Here is a 16,934-nt window from a genome sequence, read left to right on the forward strand (position 1 = left end):
ATGAATTGACTCCGTTTGAATCGCAATATATTCATTGTCACCATGACAAATTGGCTTCCGAACCTCGAAACTGACATTGAACCCCAACAACGCCGCGGCCCGCTCTATATGCGGCTGGCAAACCGGATTGAATCCGACATAGCGCAAGGGGTTCTTCCGCCCGGCACCAAGCTGCCGCCGCAACGCAATCTCGCCTTCGATATTGGCGTGACGATCGGCACGGTGGGCCGCGCTTATAATCTCATTCGCGAACGAGGATTGGTCACGGGAGAAGTCGGGCGTGGCACCTATGTCACCAGCCACAAGGATGTTCCACTGGTGGAGCGTTCAAATCAGTCCACACCCTTTGGCGGAACGCGCGGCGCAATTATTGAGCCGGGTAATATCCGCCTCGACTCGACCGCTGCCATTGATGTCGGCCAATCTGAGTCGATAGAACGGTTGCTGCAAAACATTGTGCGACAATACCCCCGCGAGGTAACCAGCTATTCCCGCACCCTGCCCCAAGGCTGGCTTGAGGCTGGAAGCAAATGGCTCTCAACCGCAGATTGGGCGCCAGAGCCCGCATCAATCGTGCCAACACTTGGTGCCCATTCGGCAATTCTTGCGATCATTGCAGCGGTCACTGCCCCCGGTGACAAAATCGCTTTTGAGGATCTGACCTATTGTTCTGCCGCGCGCAGCGTCAATCTCATGGGGCGACGCAGCATCATCATGCACACACAGGCCGGATATGCGACACCAGACGATTTTGAGCGGCTTTGTGCGCAACAACACCCGAAACTCGTCTTCCTCATGCCGTCACTGCATAATCCTACAGCGACAACCATGCCTGAGGACTATCGCCACGCATTTGCCGATATCGCACGCCGCTATAATGTCTGGATCATTGAAGATGATTTATATGGTTCGGTGATGAAGCGTGAACTTACAGCCATCGCGCGTCTGGCGCCCGAGCGCACATTTTACATCGGCGGCCTATCTAAATCGGTCGCAGCTGGCGTGCGCGGCGGCTGGGTGGCATGCCCGCCAAACCTGGCGACCCGCGTTTACACCGCCCATAAAATGCTTACCGGCGGAATGCCGTTCACTATGGCGGAACTTGGCGCACAATTGGTCAATTCAGGTGAAGCGGATATAATCCGCAACAAGGTTTGCGAAGAGATCCAAGCTCGTGAAGCAATTGCGCGCAGCATATTTGCGGGATTGGATTTCAACTCACAGCCGCTTGCAACATTCCTCTGGGTAAAACTTCCCGATCCCTGGCTTTCTGCGACATTCAAGAATGCCGCCCTCAATGAAGGCGTGCTGATTGATGACGAGGATGAATTCAAGCCCGGCCGTACGGAAAAGACCTTTCATCGCGTGCGGCTTGGGATAACAGTGCCTGCAACCCGTGAGGAACTGACCCAAGGGTTTTCAATCGTCCGCCGCCTGATGGACACGGATAATGCGAGTTATGACAGCTATTCGTGAAGCCGTGCGGGATACTCGCATGGCTTTCATTAAGGTCTTTAAAGGCGCGCTCAGTTGAGTTCTTGCGCTAGTCCGATGAGAAGTCCTTCAGGACCGCGTATGTAGCAGAGCCGGTATATCTCTTTATATTGCACGACTTCACCTACGAGCTGCGCGCCGCGTTTATAGAGCCGTTCAAGCGTCTCATCGATGTCATCCACGGTGAACATGGCGCGAAGGTAGCCCAAGGCGTTTACCGGAGCATTGCGGTGGTCCGCGACAACAGCGGGTGCGAGGAAGCGGGATAATTCGAGCCGGCTGTGCCCGTCAGGCGTACGCATCATGGCAATCTCGACGTGCTGATCGCCGAGCCCTGTCACACGCCCTGCCCATTCTCCTTCGATCGTGGCCCGACCTTCAAACTCAAGGCCAAGCTCAGTAAAGAATTCAATCGTCTCTTCGAGGTCCTCGACGACGATTCCTACATTGTCCATCCGTTTGAGCGCCATGGGCCCAAGCTACCCAATCTGCAAGGTGCCGTCCAGCCCAACAACGAACACGTCATTCAACAGTGCTCGCGGGCAAGCCTATAAGTATTCAAGGATTTTCAATCGCCCTCATCAGGCAAACTTGTCTGTCTCTCCGCGCTCAGAGGGATGCAAATTATCCAACAGCATGTCGAGAAAAGCGCGGACCGCGACAGGCAAAGTGCGATCCTCCATTGTCAGTATATGCAATACGCTGTCAGTCATGACCTCGTCATCAACTGGAACAGCGATAAAGTCCCCCATGTCCGTACGCCCGGGCGTACGGATTGCACTGGTAAAGTGTATGCAGTCGGCAGCGTCAGAAAAGCGTCGCAAGGCTGAAATGCAGTTGGTGGACATGACAGGCTCCACGACAAGCCCTTGCATGGCAAAAGCTGCATCGATCAGATGGCGCTGTGTTCGCCCCTTGTCCGGCAAGGCAACAGGATAGTTCAGCGTCTGTGTCATGGTCACGGATTCGAGGCTCGCAAGCGGGAGATGTTTTGGAATCAACGCGTGCATCGGACGGCGGACAACCTGCTCGATTTTTACGCCGCGAGGCGGCGCCAGATTAAAGGTCGTACCTATATCGGCTTCGCCGTCTTGAATGAGTTGCGCCACTTCCACCGAGTTTCCAACCCACAGATGAAAGGTTACGCCGGGAAAGCGCTTACGGAATTCGGCAATGGCTTCGGAAAGAATATCGACGGCAAAGCCTTCATAGCTGGCCAGACGCACAAATCCCCGATCCGGCACCTGCAATGCTTTGATCTCGGCGGTGACGCGTTCAGCATCAAGCATGGTTCGCCGTGCATGAGCAGACAAAACCTCGCCCGCCGCGCTCGGAACCATGCCGCGCGGCCGTCTCTCGAACAATTCGACACCCAATTCCCGCTCCAGCTTGGCAATTTGCCTGCTGATTGCAGAGCTTGCAACATTAAGCCGGTAGGATGCATCGGCAATTGAACCCGACTTTACGACCTCGAGAAAGTAACGAAGTGACGTGCTTTGCATGGCGTTCCTGCGTTGCCATTTTGGCAATGGTTTATACGAATTAAAGCGATTGTGGCATGTTTGTGACGCTGATATCAACGTCAAAAAGGTCAATCAGGCCGTGTGGAACATTAAATTGGGAGTCTCGATGAACGTGTTTTCTATCGAAGCCATCAAATATGCAACGGAAACCCGGCACTACATTCATACAAATCCTGAACTGAAATATGAGGAGCATGGCACTGCCGATCTGGTGGCAAGCCGACTTCGCAGGTTGGGTTATGATGTTGTTACAGGCCTTGCCGAGACGGGTGTTGTCGCCACTCTGGATACTGGTCGTCCCGGCCCAACAATCGCGTTCCGCGCGGATATGGACGCATTACCCATCATCGAGGAAACAGGACTACCCTACGCCTCGAAAATCCATGGGAAGATGCATGCCTGCGGCCATGACGGGCACACGGCCTCGCTGCTTCTGGCCGCCGAAGGACTGGCGGAATCAGCTGACCGGTTTACAGGCCAGCTAAAGCTCATTTTCCAGCCAGCTGAAGAAGGCGGGCTTGGGGCAGCCCGAATGATTGAAGCGGGTGCATTGACGGGCGTGGAAGCCATTTATGGCTATCATAACCGCCCGGGATATCCACTTGGCCGTGTCTTTGCCAAATCCGGCCCAACCATGGGCGGTAGTTCGCTCTATGAAATATCAATTTCCGGCAAAGGCGGACACGCGTCGCGACCCGATCTTGCTGTCGATCCGATCTTCGTGGGAACCGCAGTGGTACAGGGCCTGCAAAGCGTGATCTCACGTCGCCTCTCGCCGCTCGAATCCGGCGTGGTCACCGTCACACAATTTCACGGTGGAAACAGCCACAACATTATCCCCGTCAACGCCTCGCTGATCATCAACACACGCGACGGATCGCCCGCCGCCTATGCGGTGATCGACAAGGAACTGCGGCTGGTCGTAGCGCAGATCTGCGAAGCGCATAATGCGACAGCCAAGATTAGCCAGCAAATGCGTATCCCCGCTGTTGTGAACAATGCGGAGGAGACTGAATTTGTGATTGCAACCGCCATAGATACCGTAGGCGCTGATAAGGCTGGCAGGATCGATATGCTTCCAACCATGGGCGCGGAAGACTTTGCATTCTATCTGGAACGCATACGCGGCTGTTTCTTCTTCGTCGGCAATGGCGAGGACGGCGCCTATCTGCACCACCCGCTTTACGACTACCGCGATGAAATACTTCCCGTGGCGGCGGGAATGTTTACGGCCATAGCAGCCCGACGCCTTGCGCCGCGCTGATTTATTTCTTCCATTCTGATTGAAGGATATTCGCATGCAGCGATTTCTCAGCATTATTGAACGGGCCGGCAATCGCTTGCCCCATCCATTCATTCTCTTTCTCATTCTCTGCGTTGTTGTCGCCATAGTATCCTGGCTGATGGCTATGGGTGGTGCGAGCGGCATCAATCCCAAAACAGGCAAGGAGGTTTTCGTACAAAGCCTCATTTCCGGTGAAGGCCTCGTCTTCGCCCTCACCACCATCGCCAAGAACTATGTCATGTTCCCGCCGCTCGGCGTGATCCTCGTCATCATGCTGGCAATCGGCGTTGCCGACCGTGCCGGACTGATCGCCAGCCTGATGCAGATCAGTGTCATGAAAGCACCCCGGCAGTTGACGACATTCGTCATTTTCCTCGTCGGCATGTGCAGCCATGTCGCTTCCGATGCTGCCTATATCGTATTGATCCCGCTGTCAGCGATGATCTTTCAGGCTGTGGGGCGCAACCCGCTCGTCGGCGCTGTAACGGGCTATGTTGCAGTGGGTGCTGGCTACGATGCAAGCTTGCTGATTACGCCGGTTGACGTGATACTTTCAGGAATAACGACAAGCGCCGCTCATACGATCAATCCGCAGGCCTATGTCTCGCCGCTTGACAATTACTACTTCATCGCCTGTTCGGCCCTGCTGCTTTCGCTTGTGGGTACATTCGTCATTGAGCGGATTGTCGAGCCGCTGGCTGGCAAATATCACGGCGATGTGGTTCTCAATCTGGAACCTATTGGTGCAACTGAGATGCGCGGCCTGAAGCTGGCAGGCTGGGCAGCACTGGCTTTCGTTATTGTCGTGGTTGCCATTACCTTGCCTGCCGCCTCGCCTCTGCGCAATGAGACAGGGGGGTTGGTACCCTCGCCGCTGCTTGAAGCCATTGTCGCGCTGCTGGCCGTCTTCTTCCTGCTTGTCGGCTGGATATACGGCAAAGCCGTCGGCAAGATAAAGAATGCCCGTGATGCGGTTTCCCTGATGTCAGAAGCGTTGAAGGACCTTGCGCCGACATTGGTGCTGTTCTTCGCAATCTCGCAGTTTCTTGCGTGGTTCAAATGGACGAATCTTGGCGAATGGATCGCGATCAGCGGCTCGCACGTGCTTGATGCCAGCGGTTTTGCCGGTACGCCCCTTGTGCTTGCCTTCATCATGCTGGCGACCGTCATGAGCGTTTTCATCACCTCAGGCTCTGCTCAATGGTCGCTGATGGCACCAATATTCGTGCCGATGATGATGCTGGTGGGGCTGGAACCAGCGCTGGTGCAAGCGGCTTTCAGAATATCGGATTCCGCTACCAACGTAATTTCGCCCATGAGCCCGTATTTTGCGGTCTGCCTTGCCTTCCTGCAGCGCTACCAGAAAGATGCTGGCATCGGGACATTGGCCGCGATGACGCTGCCCATATCCATCGGATTCCTGGTTGCCTGGACAGCCTTCCTAGTTTTCTGGATTGAAGTCGGGCTTCCGCTGGCACCGGGCGTTGGTCTGTTCACGAAATAAACGAACCCGGAGAGCGGATCGCAATAAACGCTATTCGCTCTCCAGCATTTCCTTGACCGCTGTTGCCAGTTGCTTCAGCGAGAACGGTTTCGGAAGGAAGCCGAATTTCGCATCTTCCGGCAGGTTCTTGGCAAAGGCATCTTCCGCATAGCCGGAAACGAAGATGAACTTGATATCTCCGTAATCCTTGCGCAGTTCACGCAACAAGGTCGGACCATCCATCTCCGGCATGACAACGTCAGACACAACAATGTCGACCTTCCCATCCAGCTCTTTCATGACCTCCAGCGCCTCAACGCCGCTTGACGCTTCATGCACCGTGTAGCCACGGGATTGAAGCGCGCGCAGGCCGCCCATCCGCACGGCGTCTTCATCTTCAACCAGAAGCACGGTTGCAGTGCCGGAAAGGTCGGTTGCCTTTTCGGGCTTCTTTTCTTTCTTCGGCGCTTCGATCTGAATGACTTCGCCTTCGGCATTCAATATTTGCGGCTCGGCACCTTCCACGAAGCGTGGCAGCAGGATGCGGAATGTTGATCCCTTGCCAAGCTCGGATTCGGCATGGATGGAGCCGCCAGTCTGCTTGATGATGCCATAGACCATGGAAAGGCCAAGGCCTGTGCCCTTGCCCACTTCCTTGGTGGTGAAGAAAGGCTCGAAGATCTTGGCAATGGTTTCAGGCGTCATGCCTGTGCCGCTATCGACAACCTCGACCACCACATAATCGCCGGGCACGACATCGCGGTAATTAAGGCGGGCCGTTTCCACCTCACCCATATTGCGAGTGCGGATGATCAAATCGCCGCCTTCAGGCATGGCATCACGCGCATTAACGGTCAGATTAACCACGACCTGCTCAAACTGGCCAAGATCGGCCTTGACCTGCCAAAGATCGCGGCCATGCTCGATCTTGAGGTTGACCTGCGTGCCGGCAAGACGCGTCAAGAGCATCCGCACATCGGCAATGACGTCCGTGAGGTTGAGAACTTCGGGACGCAATGTCTGGCGGCGCGAGAACGCCAGTAGCTGACGAACCAGCGAGGCAGCGCGGTTTGCATTCTGCTTGATGTTCATAATGTCGGCAAAGGATGGGTCCGATGCGCGATGATTGGTCAAAAGCAGATCGGACGACATGATGATTGCCGTCAGTACATTGTTGAAATCATGCGCGATGCCGCCTGCAAGCTGACCGACAGCCTGCATCTTCTGGCTTTGCGCCATGGTGGCTTCAAGCGCCTTCTGCTCGGTGGTTTCAACCACGGAGACAATGGCAGCCTCTTCAGCTCCATCCTCTCCACCGGCATCGAAAACGGGGCTGATGTAGAACCGCAAATGCCGGTCCTCATTGCCCGGAATAACCGTATCGACTGGAGAAATTTCTGCTTTTCCGGCAAAGGCTGAGGCCAATGCACGATCAAACGCCTCGCGGTCACGTTCATGCACCACGGTTTCCAGCGGGATGCGCCGGTCAATATCATCCCGGTCGACCACGGGAGCAAAAAGGCCAAGGAAACGCGCATTGGTGCGCAATATCTTGCCGGTTGAATCGACAGCGGCAATAGCCATAGAGGCGGAATTGAAAAAGCGCGTGAACCTTACTTCCGCAGCACGCAGCGCCGCCGAAGTATCTTCGCCCTCGGCCCGATCAAGGACTATTGTGCGCGTCGGACCACGCTTGCCGTCGCGCTGTGCCTGAACCCGGTGGTAGAAGCGAACGGCAAGACTCTGGCCATTGGCCTTTTCCAGATCAAGATCGATAACGGTATTGCGGCTTGTTCCCGCTTCCGTCTTGACTGCATTTATCAGCGCCATTCCATTGCCGGCTACGATCTCGCGCACGGTCATGGAGCCGGGTGTGAAGCGTGTCAGATCAATGCCCAACCACTCGGCCAACGTCGCATTGATATAGATAATGCGGCCATCGGGATCGGCGGAAAAGAAACCGGCGGGCGCATGATCGAGGTGATCAATGGCCTCCTGAATATCCTGAAAATAGCGCTCCTGCTCGGCGCGCTCGGCGGAAATATCGGAAATCTGCCAGGCATAGACAGGGGCGGTCTGATCGGGAATGCCAGCAACGGCGCGCGCCTTGACGCGGTACCAAGTCGGCACCGGTTCACGCGATGGATCAAGCGGGCGTGACAGGCGAATCTCTTCCTGTCCGGAAATTCCATCACGCAAGCCATTGGCAAGGCGGTAAATCGGATCGGATGCAGCTGGCTCACCGGAAAGAATATGTTCGATCGGGCGCACATCATCCGAACTCGTTACGCCCGTCATCTCGGCATAGGCACGATTGGCATAAACAATACGCCCCTTCTGGTCGCAGACGACCGTACCTTCCGGGTAAGTATCGACAAAGGCGCGGGTCAGCTCATCACTCGTGCCGCGTGGCGTAAACTGAATGACATTAATGGCCGAGCCAAACAGGTAGAAAACGCCGGTCATGGCAAGCAAACCAAGCAGGCCAAGCAGGAATTGCTGGCCGAGCTGGTCGCGATAGATGAAATAGAGGACGGAAATCCCGACCAGCACGATACCCAGCAGGATCAGGCGCAAGCCTGCCCTGTTCGATTTCGTGTTGGCGATGATCGGTTCCGGATAAAGATCGCTATTCGTTTCTCGAGACATATGTCTACTATTCGCTTCTTGAGACATATGTCTCAGGCCCCTTTTTCATCGCCCAACCAGCATGCTGCCGTTTGGCCTGCTGCTTGTGTCATACTTCTCGAATCGGTTGGATCATATCTTTCACCGGCGTTAAACCCTATCCTTTATCGGATAAGCTTTATTCCACGCCTTATAGGGTAAAACTGTTTTAAAATCATCAGGGTTGCGACTGTGAAGTCCACTCTGTAGTGTCACGCGAAATTATGCTGCGAAGCCCGTGTCGGGGAACAAGTTTTCGGGCTTGGTGGAATATTATAGAGGAGAGTTTGTCATGAATGCATGGCTTGCCACTATCGTCGGCGATACTGCCGCCCCCATTGTGGGATTCATTCTTCTGTTTGCCCTGGTCATTGCGCTGCTCTTGCTTGTGTTTGCCGTGTTGCGGCGGGTAACAGGCGGCACATTCGTGGCGGGTGGGCGCAACCGGCAGGTTCGGCTCTCGGTGACCGATGCCGCTGCTGTCGACAACCGCCGGCGGCTTGTGCTCGTGCGGCGCGATGATGTCGAGCATCTGATCCTCATCGGTGGGCCCAGCGATATCGTCATCGAGCAGAACATCCGGCAATTTGCCAAACAGCCCTCGCGTATTGAACCTGCGGCAACCGCTTCCCCCGAGCCTGAGCCAAAAACAGAGCGCAAACCGGTTGAGCCGCCGCGCGCCGAGCCGGTTTCTCCGGCACCACAGGCAACCGCGCCAGTGACACGGCCGGCACCACCCTTGCAACAGGCGCCGCAAGTACCGCTGCGCACGCCAGCGCCACCGCCGACGCCGCCTCGCGATGTCAGGCCGCCTGAACCGCGCCAGCAGCCAGCGACGGCGCCTTTGCCTCCTATCCCGCCAATGGCACCCATTCCGCCCATTACAGCAACGCCTGAGCCTGCACGGCCACTGCCCTATATGCCTCCGACGGTCGCTGCGGCAGCAGCAATTGCAGCAGAAGCGGCTCCCACCATTACAGTGCCAGTGCGTGACGCCAGCAATGGCTGGGAACGCACCGCTTCGCCGTCTTTTGGCAGCGAAAGCAAGGCTGAGCCCGTGGTGGATGCACCGGAGCCGCCAATCGACGCGCCGGAACCCGTCAGGCAGTTTTCCGGCGAACAAAGAGCCAGCACAGCCGCGGCATTCCCGTTTGCCGCCCGCAATGAAGCGGTCTACCGCGAGCCTTCACTCGACAATATCGAGCCTGAGGAGACTTCCGAGCCGGAGATCACGCTAAGCGACGCTGATTTTTCGGACGCTTTCGATCCGGAATTGGCGAGCGAACTCAATATCGCCCCCGGTGAAGAGATCGACAGGGAAGAGCAACCGAAAAAGGCTGACGATATCGAGGATGAGATGGAACGCCTGCTCGGCGATCTGTCGCGGCCGGACCGTTAGAGGAGTACGGTCCGATTGCATAAGAGCATCTGCGTGGTTCGAACCACGCAGAAATAATCTACAAAAATAAAAAAAGCCCGGTTTCCCGGGCTTTTTTTAAAACTTGAGCTCAATCGTCGCGGTAGACTTTCTCGCGTCGCTCGTGACGTTCCTGAGCTTCGATGGACAATGTTGCGATTGGGCGTGCATCAAGCCGCTTGAGGCTGATGGGATCGCCTGTTTCTTCGCAGAAGCCATATGTTCCATCATCGATGCGCTGCAAGGCTGCATCAATCTTTGAAATCAGCTTGCGCTGACGATCACGAGCCCGAAGCTCGATGGAGCGGTCTGTTTCTGAAGAAGCACGATCAGCAATGTCCGGCAGATTTGCATTTTCCTGCTGTAGGATTTCGAGCGTTTCGCGGGCTTCCCGCAAAATGTCGTTCTTCCAGTCAATCAGTTTTTCACGAAAGTAGGATTTCTGCCGATCACTCATGAAGGGCTCGTCATCCGTGGGCTTATAGTCAAGATCGATAAGTTTATTCATCATTGAATCACCCTGCACCTTTTAGACGCGAGGAGGCCTATATAGGTCGTGTCCGATGAGCGCACAACTACAAAAAGACATAGCAAATCAATAAAGAAGCAGGGCGAAATCGCTTAAAATAGTGGCATTTAAGCCGGATAAATGGAATTTTCGCGACGTCAGAGCAGGGAAACAAGGCCAAAACTTGGCATTTCTCACCCTCAGAGCTCTACTTGCGGTTGCGCTTTGCCTCGCAAAATTGCACCTCGCACAGAATATTCGCAGGCAGGTTTTGCACACTTATTTGAGAAATGGTGCATTTGCCGCATGATCCAAAGCGGATATTTGCGTCAAAGAGTGAAGCATGGCACCTTTCCAGCCTGTTCCAGAACGGAGATAAGTAAATGAGTCTCGTCTACCTTCTCCGTCATGCCAAGGCGGTCTGGCCAACACCGAGTCAGAAGGATTTTGACCGTACGCTGGACAAGGATGGCACGGAAGCGGCCAAAATCCTCGGGCTGGAGATGAAGCGTGCACAACTGAAACCGGATGTCGTGCTGTGTTCAACTGCAATCCGCGCCCGCCAGACGCTGGAATATGTAGGGTTGGAGCCACCCTTTATATTACAGGAACTCGAAAAACTATATTCCGGCGGTCCAGACACCTATCTGATGGCCATTCGTATGGCCGGTCTGGAGCATGAGGGCAGCCAATCGGTCATGCTGGTGGGCCATAACCCCATGATGGAGGAAGTGGCCATGGCACTGTCTGGTCGTGGCGATCCCCCTACGCACCCGACATTTGTCTCCGGATTTCCCACAGCCGGTCTTGCGGTGATCGAGTTTGAGGAACCCTTGGCGGAAATTCGTCCCGGCAAAGGAACGCTGCGGGAGTTCTTTTCACCCTCGGAGCATTTGTGAGATTCGGATTGCACACACTTTGCGCGTGGTTCGCACAACAATCCTGCAAAACAACGTACCTTGAGTTTGACACAAGCAGCCCCCAAATGGGTCGCAGAAGAACGCCGCAATAGGATTGTCGATTGGGAACATTCACCACAGGACTGACGAGTTGGGCCGACGAGGCAAGAATTGCGCTGGATACGCTGACCGAGCGTACAACTTCCTTAGCCTCCCCCTCCGTCCGCATCGGCGTGACAGGGCTTTCCCGCGCAGGCAAAACAGTCTTCATCACGGCGCTCGTGCACAATCTGATCCATGGCGGGCGCTTGCCGCTGTTTGAAGCGCAGAAATCCGGCCGGATTGCCAAAGCCTATCTGGAGCAGCAACCGGATGATGCCGTTCCACGATTTCAATATGAAGACCACCTGAAAGCATTGATTGAGGACCGCATCTGGCCGGATTCAACCCGGGCGATCTCCGAATTGCGCCTGACAATCGAGTATGAATCCGCATCCGCATGGGGACGCATGTTTTCCGGCGGCAAGCTTTCTGTCGATATTGTCGATTACCCCGGCGAATGGCTGCTCGATCTGCCACTACTCGGCAAGAATTATAATGAGTTCTCGCAGGATTCATTCGAATTGGCGCAACTGGAAAGCAGGCGCGATCTGGCTGAAGATTGGCTCAAATCCGCAGCGTCAGCAAATGCATCTGCCGATGCCGATGAAATGACAGCGCAGAGACTGGCAAAAAGCTTTACCGCCTATCTGAAGGCGGGAAAGGCCGATGAAAGGGCACTCTCCACGCTGCCTCCGGGCCGTTTCCTGATGCCCGGCGATCTGGAAGGCTCACCCGCCCTGACATTCGCGCCCTTACCCGGATTGGGACAGGAAAAACACAAGTCCGGCTCGCTTGGCGCCATGATGGAAAGGCGCTACGAAGCCTATAAGACGCACGTGGTAAAGCCGTTCTTCCGCGAGCATATTGCGCGGCTGGACCGGCAAATCGTTCTGGTGGATGCCATGCAGGCGATGAATGCCGGTCCCTCCGCTGTTGCCGATCTTGAACGGGCATTGACGGAAATCCTTTCCTGTTTTCGTCCCGGCAGCACGAATTTTCTGACCGGGCTCGTACAGCGGCGCATCAGCCGCATTCTTGTTGCAGCAACAAAGGCAGATCATTTGCACCATGAGAGCCATGACCGGTTGCAGGCCATCGTACGCCGCCTTGTCGATCGCGCGATAAGCCGCGCTGATTTTACCAGCGCCAGCGTCGAGGTGTTGGCAATGGCCGCTGTGCGAACAACCCGCGAGGCAACTGTCACCCAAGGCAAAGACATATTGCCGGTCATCGTCGGGACACCGCTGAAAGGCGAGACAATAGACGGCGAGGAATTCGACGGAAAAACCGAAACAGCCATATTTCCCGGTGACTTACCGGAAAAACCGGATTCAATATTTGAAGGACCGGAATCAGTATCTGAAGATCCTTCTATCCGCTTTGTCCGTTTCCGCCCTCCCAAATTGGAGAAAACGGCAGAAGGCTTTACGCTTTCACTGCCGCACATAAGGCTGGATCGGGCCATACAATTCCTCATTGGAGATCGCCTCGCATGAGTGAAAAACGCAAGCCAGCTTCGTTTCGCATGGACCAGCCGGAGGAAGAAAAAGCCTCTGCAAAGGCTGTCGAGGCAGCACCAGCGGCACAGCGCAGGCCAACAGCGATCAAGGATATTGCTGTTGTAACGCCCGCCGCGGTCGATGTGTTTGACCTTGATTCTGAGGCTGCCAATGAGCTGGATGCCCTGACCCCGCCGCCAGCTCTGGCGAATAGAAAGGAGTTTTCATTCGCCACAGTCTTTACCGGCGCAATTGGGGTGCTTGCATCGCTGGCGCTGGGCCTTTGGGCCGACAATCTTATCCGCACGCTTTTTGAACATGCGCCATGGCTGGGCTGGGTGGCGCTTGGGGTCACGATACTCGGTGCCTTGGCGCTAATCGCTATTATTGTGCGCGAAACACTGGCCTTGCGCCGCCTCGCCTCAGTGCAGCATTTGCGTGACGAGGCAGCCAAGGCGGCGATGGAAAATGATCCGGTACAGGCAAAGGCTGCTGTGGCCAAGCTCGTCAGCATCGCCGAAACATTGCCCGCCACCGCCAAGGGCCGCGCGCTTCTGCACGACTTGCGTGATGATGTGATCGATGGGCGCGATTTGATACGCCTGACGGAAACCGAATTGCTGCGCCCGCTTGACCGGCAGGCGCGCGAAATGATCCTTGCCGCCTCAAAGCGCGTTTCGATTGTCACGGCTGTCAGCCCCCGCGCGCTTGTCGATATCGGCTATGTCATTTTCGAATCAGCGCGGCTTATCCGGCGGCTATCTGAACTCTATGGAGGCAGGCCGGGAACGCTTGGCTTCCTTAAGCTCACGCGCAATGTCATCGCCCACCTGGCCGTGACAGGAACAGTGGCAATGGGCGACAGCATCATTCAGCAACTGGTCGGACATGGTCTTGCCGCGCGACTTTCGGCGAGACTTGGCGAAGGTGTGATCAATGGCTTGATGACGGCTCGCATCGGCATTTCAGCGATGGATCTGGTGCGGCCCTTCCCATTCAACGCTGAAAAGCGACCGGGAATTGGTGATTTCATCGGCGATCTGGCAAGGATCGGCGGTGTTAAAAAGCCCTGACCGGGCAATAGAAGCATTTCATATCCCCAAGTTTTATGGCATTGGCAACCATCTGTTAACCATTCCAACCCATGATTGGTTCGAAGCAGCCATTCCAATGATTAGAGTTTGAGTCCGTGTCGATGAAAACAAGCGCAGCAGTTGCCGCCCTGTCCCTGTTCGCCTGCGCGCTATTGGCGCTGCCGGCGCAAGCTAAGGATAAAGACGCGGAATTCTTCGAGAATGTCCAAGGCCAGTGGGTTGGCCCCGGAGAAATCGTGGCGGGCAAATATAAGGGTACAAAATTTACCTGCACGCTGGAAGGCTCCACACCAGCCGCCGCAACAGGCATGACGCTGGATGGTAACTGCCGTGTCGGTATTTTCAATCAACCGATGAAGGCAACGATCGCCCGCAGCGGCAATAGCTACAAGGGCACCTTCCTAGACGGTTCGGCTGGCAAGGGTCTCGACATTACCGGCGGCAATGTCTCAGGCAATCGCGTTGTTCTTGCAATCAACCGCAGACAGCTCAGCGGTGCCATGCAGGCGAAATTCAACAATGATAACAGCATGAATGTAACGATTTCCGTTCATCTGGAAGACCAGTTGATTCCTGTCGTCGGCATGTCCTTGAAGCGCGTTGATACAACTGCCGTGGGCAGCGTCGCTAAGAACTGATTGTATATATGTCCTGCTTGGTTCGACAAGCTCACCATGTCGAACCACGCACCTTTCTGTTCTGCTATTGAACGGGCCACCAACCCGCATCATCGCGGGCTTTTGTCATTCCGGTACTATCTGCCAGCGCCGCCCAATGCAAAACGCTCATTCCCTCAATCTTCAGATCGGGGGCGATATCACCAAGCGGCACGAGCACGAATGCGCGTTCCGTCATGCGCGGATGCGGCAGGATAAGGCTTGAGCTTTCAAAGCGATCTATCCCCTCATAGGCCAGCACATCAATATCGATAATGCGCGGGCCCCAGCGCTCCAGCCGCTCGCGTTTCATTACCAGTTCAATATTGAGACAGACCGCCAGCAGGGATTCCGGTTCGAGCTCAGTCGCAAGCTCCGCGCAGGCATTGTAGAAAGAAGGCTGATCGCGCTTGCCCCATGGCGGCGTATTATAGACGGGCGACACGATGTTGACCGAGGTATCAGCCCGGCTATCCAGAGCGCGCAGAGCCTGTCCCATGGCCAAGATCGGATCGCCAAGATTGCCGCCAAGACCCAGCCAGGCTTTACGCAAGATAGTCATGGGCGCTTGCCGCGATTATCCAGCATTGCATCGGCGAGGTTGAGCGTGCTGCGGCTCATAGCGATATTATGCACACGGAAAATATCGGCTCCGGCAAGCCGTAAAATAGCCGAGGATGCAGCTGTCACCACGTCTCTTTCATTGGCTTCACCACCGGAAACAGCGCCGAGGAATCTCTTGCGCGACGTCCCCGCAAGGAATGGGTAGCCGAAGGCGGCAAGTTCTGAAAAGCGATCCATCAACGCAATATTCTCATCGGTATCCTTGGCGAAACCAAATCCGGGATCAAGCACGATCTGGCTATCCGATACGCCAGCAAGCCGTGCGATTTCCAGCGACCGATTGAGAAAGGCAAACTGATCGGCGATCACGTCCGGATCGCGTTCACGCTCGCGGCCTGTATGCATGATGACAAGCCCCGCGCCGGTGCGCGCAGCAAGATCAGCAATGGCGGGCTCCCGCTGTACCCCCCATACATCATTGACGATATGGGCTCCAGCCTCCACGGCAAGCCGCGCCGTTTCCTCGCGATATGTGTCAACCGAGATAATTATATCGTCCTGCTTCGCCAAAGCGTCGATGACCGGTAAAATTCGTGATTGCTCTACCGAAGGTTCAACCCGCGCCGCGCCTGGCCGTGTGGATTCGCCGCCCACATCAATGATCGATGCCCCATCTTCGATCATCTTGCGCGCGCCCTGCAAAGCTTGATCCAGCGAATAATGGACACCGGCATCAGAAAACGAATCGGGCGTCACATTGAGCACGCCCATAATCAATGCGCGTGGCCCCAAGGTCAAAGACCGGCCATGTGCCAGTTGCCATTCCCGATCCATTCCTACGCTCCCGTTGATTATTCGCTGTCTGGTTTTTTATCACATTGCGCGGAACGTCAATTCATCTGCAAGGTTTTTGACGATACTGTTTGAATGATGCACACTGGCCAAAGAAAAGGAAAAGCTGAATGCATATTTTGGCCAGATTAGCCGCCAGCTCGATTGCGGTCGCTATTGCCTCCAGTTTCGTTGCTCCCGCCAACGCGGCAACCGTCCTGCGAAAATACCAGTATTTCACATTGAATGCGGATAATGCAGCCGAACTCGACAAGGAGTTGAGCCGCAGGGGACCAGTATTGGCGAAGACCGGTACACGGCATCCCGGCATGACGCGGATGCGCTTTGACAGCAAGGTGAAGTTTGGCTCCAATGGCAAGAACTGTCAGGTCGTCCATGCGGATATCACCGTGCGCGCAACTGTTTACCTGCCCCGCTGGAAACAGCGCCGCAGCGCAAAGCGGGATCTCGCGCTTGTGTGGGACACGCTTTCGGCGGATATCAAGCGGCATGAGGAAAGCCATATCGTCATTGCGCGCACCGCAGCTGGCGATATGGAGCGTCAGGTCAAAGCCCTACCCTGGCGTAGCGATTGTATGAAGTTGAAAGCCGATATTGACGCGCTGACGGCAAAACTGCTCAAGAAACATGATGCAGATCAGGTGCGTTTCGACCGCATTGAAACAGTCAATTTCGAGACACGCTTCGAGCGCCTGTTGACTTACCGCATGGTGAAGGAACTGTCTAAGCCTTGAGAAGGTAGTGCGCCACCATCAATAAAGTACAAACATCTCCGTCATCCTCGGGCTTGAACCGGGGATTTATCAGTCAATTTTGTTGTGTAGCGCAACTCCGGGTCCTCGGGTCAAGCCCGAGGATGACGGAGAGTTTTGTGTTCAATAGTAAACTACC

15 protein-coding genes are annotated in these 16,934 nt (G+C 55.4%); 9 read left to right on the top strand and 6 right to left on the bottom strand.

Annotated features, from left to right (window positions below; all coding sequences use genetic code 11):
- Positions 1 to 42 precede the first annotated feature (42 nt).
- Positions 43 to 1,476, top strand: a complete 1,434-nt coding sequence (locus tag QFZ34_RS22160; protein ID WP_307285632.1) for an aminotransferase-like domain-containing protein — start codon at positions 43 to 45, stop codon at positions 1,474 to 1,476.
- A 50-nt stretch (positions 1,477 to 1,526) separates the two neighbouring features.
- On the opposite strand, the gene QFZ34_RS22165 is transcribed toward QFZ34_RS22160, so the two are convergent.
- Positions 1,527 to 1,964: a VOC family protein gene (locus QFZ34_RS22165; protein WP_115052777.1), complete on the bottom strand. Its 438-nt coding sequence runs from the start codon at positions 1,962 to 1,964 to the stop codon at positions 1,527 to 1,529.
- 111 nt (positions 1,965 to 2,075) lie between these two features.
- Positions 2,076 to 2,996, bottom strand: coding sequence for a LysR family transcriptional regulator (locus tag QFZ34_RS22170; RefSeq protein ID WP_115052776.1), 921 nt, complete (start codon positions 2,994 to 2,996; stop codon positions 2,076 to 2,078).
- 127 nt (positions 2,997 to 3,123) lie between these two features.
- Here QFZ34_RS22170 and QFZ34_RS22175 point away from each other — a divergent pair, with 127 nt between their 5' ends.
- A complete protein-coding gene (locus QFZ34_RS22175) occupies positions 3,124 to 4,281 on the top strand; it encodes a M20 metallopeptidase family protein (RefSeq protein ID WP_307285638.1) in 1,158 nt (385 codons plus the stop codon).
- Positions 4,282 to 4,315: 34 nt separating this feature from the next.
- On the top strand, positions 4,316 to 5,806 hold the full coding sequence (locus QFZ34_RS22180; RefSeq protein WP_307285641.1) for an AbgT family transporter: 1,491 nt from the start codon (positions 4,316 to 4,318) through the stop codon (positions 5,804 to 5,806).
- A 30-nt stretch (positions 5,807 to 5,836) separates the two neighbouring features.
- Here QFZ34_RS22180 and cckA read toward each other — a convergent pair whose 3' ends face one another.
- Complete coding sequence (cckA, locus tag QFZ34_RS22185) at positions 5,837 to 8,434, bottom strand: cell cycle histidine kinase CckA (RefSeq protein WP_307285644.1); 2,598 nt, start codon at positions 8,432 to 8,434, stop codon at positions 5,837 to 5,839.
- Positions 8,435 to 8,744: 310 nt separating this feature from the next.
- Between cckA and QFZ34_RS22190 the strand changes: the two genes are divergently transcribed.
- On the top strand, positions 8,745 to 9,851 hold the full coding sequence (locus QFZ34_RS22190) for a flagellar biosynthetic protein FliO (RefSeq protein WP_307285647.1): 1,107 nt from the start codon (positions 8,745 to 8,747) through the stop codon (positions 9,849 to 9,851).
- A gap of 109 nt (positions 9,852 to 9,960) precedes the next feature.
- Here the strand turns inward: QFZ34_RS22190 and dksA are convergent, their stop codons facing one another.
- Complete coding sequence (dksA, locus tag QFZ34_RS22195) at positions 9,961 to 10,377, bottom strand: RNA polymerase-binding protein DksA (protein ID WP_040854267.1); 417 nt, start codon at positions 10,375 to 10,377, stop codon at positions 9,961 to 9,963.
- A gap of 383 nt (positions 10,378 to 10,760) precedes the next feature.
- Here dksA and QFZ34_RS22200 point away from each other — a divergent pair, with 383 nt between their 5' ends.
- The 4 genes from QFZ34_RS22200 to QFZ34_RS22215 all read left to right on the top strand — a co-directional run bounded on the left by QFZ34_RS22200 (position 10,761) and on the right by QFZ34_RS22215 (position 14,609).
- On the top strand, positions 10,761 to 11,276 hold the full coding sequence (locus QFZ34_RS22200) for a SixA phosphatase family protein (protein WP_307285650.1): 516 nt from the start codon (positions 10,761 to 10,763) through the stop codon (positions 11,274 to 11,276).
- Between the two features lie 122 nt (positions 11,277 to 11,398).
- A complete protein-coding gene (locus QFZ34_RS22205) occupies positions 11,399 to 12,874 on the top strand; it encodes a YcjX family GTP-binding protein (RefSeq protein WP_307285654.1) in 1,476 nt (491 codons plus the stop codon).
- Positions 12,871 to 13,950 (top strand): YcjF family protein, encoded by a 1,080-nt coding sequence (locus tag QFZ34_RS22210; RefSeq protein ID WP_307285656.1) that lies wholly within the window; start codon positions 12,871 to 12,873, stop codon positions 13,948 to 13,950. The genes QFZ34_RS22205 and QFZ34_RS22210 overlap by 4 nt, the downstream gene beginning before the upstream one ends.
- Before the next feature lie 122 nt (positions 13,951 to 14,072).
- Positions 14,073 to 14,609, top strand: a complete 537-nt coding sequence (locus tag QFZ34_RS22215) for a hypothetical protein (protein ID WP_115052770.1) — start codon at positions 14,073 to 14,075, stop codon at positions 14,607 to 14,609.
- Between the two features lie 64 nt (positions 14,610 to 14,673).
- Here QFZ34_RS22215 and folK read toward each other — a convergent pair whose 3' ends face one another.
- Both folK and folP read right to left on the bottom strand, forming a co-directional pair.
- Positions 14,674 to 15,189, bottom strand: a complete 516-nt coding sequence (gene folK / locus QFZ34_RS22220) for a 2-amino-4-hydroxy-6-hydroxymethyldihydropteridine diphosphokinase (protein WP_307285660.1) — start codon at positions 15,187 to 15,189, stop codon at positions 14,674 to 14,676.
- On the bottom strand, positions 15,186 to 16,025 hold the full coding sequence (folP, locus tag QFZ34_RS22225; RefSeq protein ID WP_307285662.1) for a dihydropteroate synthase: 840 nt from the start codon (positions 16,023 to 16,025) through the stop codon (positions 15,186 to 15,188). The genes folK and folP overlap by 4 nt, the downstream gene beginning before the upstream one ends.
- A 128-nt stretch (positions 16,026 to 16,153) precedes the next feature.
- On the opposite strand from folP, the gene QFZ34_RS22230 reads away from it, so the two are divergent.
- A complete protein-coding gene (locus QFZ34_RS22230) occupies positions 16,154 to 16,777 on the top strand; it encodes a DUF922 domain-containing Zn-dependent protease (protein ID WP_307285665.1) in 624 nt (207 codons plus the stop codon).
- The last annotated feature ends 157 nt before the right edge of the window (positions 16,778 to 16,934 follow it).

The organism is Phyllobacterium ifriqiyense, from assembly GCF_030817885.1.
Taxonomy (GTDB): Bacteria; Pseudomonadota; Alphaproteobacteria; order Rhizobiales; family Rhizobiaceae; genus Phyllobacterium; species Phyllobacterium ifriqiyense.

What these genes read in the sequence shown, in the direction of transcription:
- folP (WP_307285662.1), bottom strand. Translation starts at nt 16,025, where the DNA reads ATGGATCGGGAATGGCAACTGGCACATGGCCGGTCTTTGACCTTGGGG.
- QFZ34_RS22215 (WP_115052770.1), top strand. Translation starts at nt 14,073, where the DNA reads ATGAAAACAAGCGCAGCAGTTGCCGCCCTGTCCCTGTTCGCCTGCGCG.
- dksA (WP_040854267.1), bottom strand. Translation starts at nt 10,377, where the DNA reads ATGAATAAACTTATCGATCTTGACTATAAGCCCACGGATGACGAGCCC.
- QFZ34_RS22170 (WP_115052776.1), bottom strand. Translation starts at nt 2,996, where the DNA reads ATGCAAAGCACGTCACTTCGTTACTTTCTCGAGGTCGTAAAGTCGGGT.
- QFZ34_RS22160 (WP_307285632.1), top strand. Translation starts at nt 43, where the DNA reads ATGACAAATTGGCTTCCGAACCTCGAAACTGACATTGAACCCCAACAA.
- QFZ34_RS22200 (WP_307285650.1), top strand. Translation starts at nt 10,761, where the DNA reads ATGAGTCTCGTCTACCTTCTCCGTCATGCCAAGGCGGTCTGGCCAACA.
- QFZ34_RS22230 (WP_307285665.1), top strand. Translation starts at nt 16,154, where the DNA reads ATGCATATTTTGGCCAGATTAGCCGCCAGCTCGATTGCGGTCGCTATT.
- cckA (WP_307285644.1), bottom strand. Translation starts at nt 8,434, where the DNA reads ATGTCTCGAGAAACGAATAGCGATCTTTATCCGGAACCGATCATCGCC.
- QFZ34_RS22175 (WP_307285638.1), top strand. Translation starts at nt 3,124, where the DNA reads ATGAACGTGTTTTCTATCGAAGCCATCAAATATGCAACGGAAACCCGG.
- QFZ34_RS22210 (WP_307285656.1), top strand. Translation starts at nt 12,871, where the DNA reads ATGAGTGAAAAACGCAAGCCAGCTTCGTTTCGCATGGACCAGCCGGAG.
- QFZ34_RS22165 (WP_115052777.1), bottom strand. Translation starts at nt 1,964, where the DNA reads ATGGCGCTCAAACGGATGGACAATGTAGGAATCGTCGTCGAGGACCTC.
- folK (WP_307285660.1), bottom strand. Translation starts at nt 15,189, where the DNA reads ATGACTATCTTGCGTAAAGCCTGGCTGGGTCTTGGCGGCAATCTTGGC.
- QFZ34_RS22180 (WP_307285641.1), top strand. Translation starts at nt 4,316, where the DNA reads ATGCAGCGATTTCTCAGCATTATTGAACGGGCCGGCAATCGCTTGCCC.
- QFZ34_RS22190 (WP_307285647.1), top strand. Translation starts at nt 8,745, where the DNA reads ATGAATGCATGGCTTGCCACTATCGTCGGCGATACTGCCGCCCCCATT.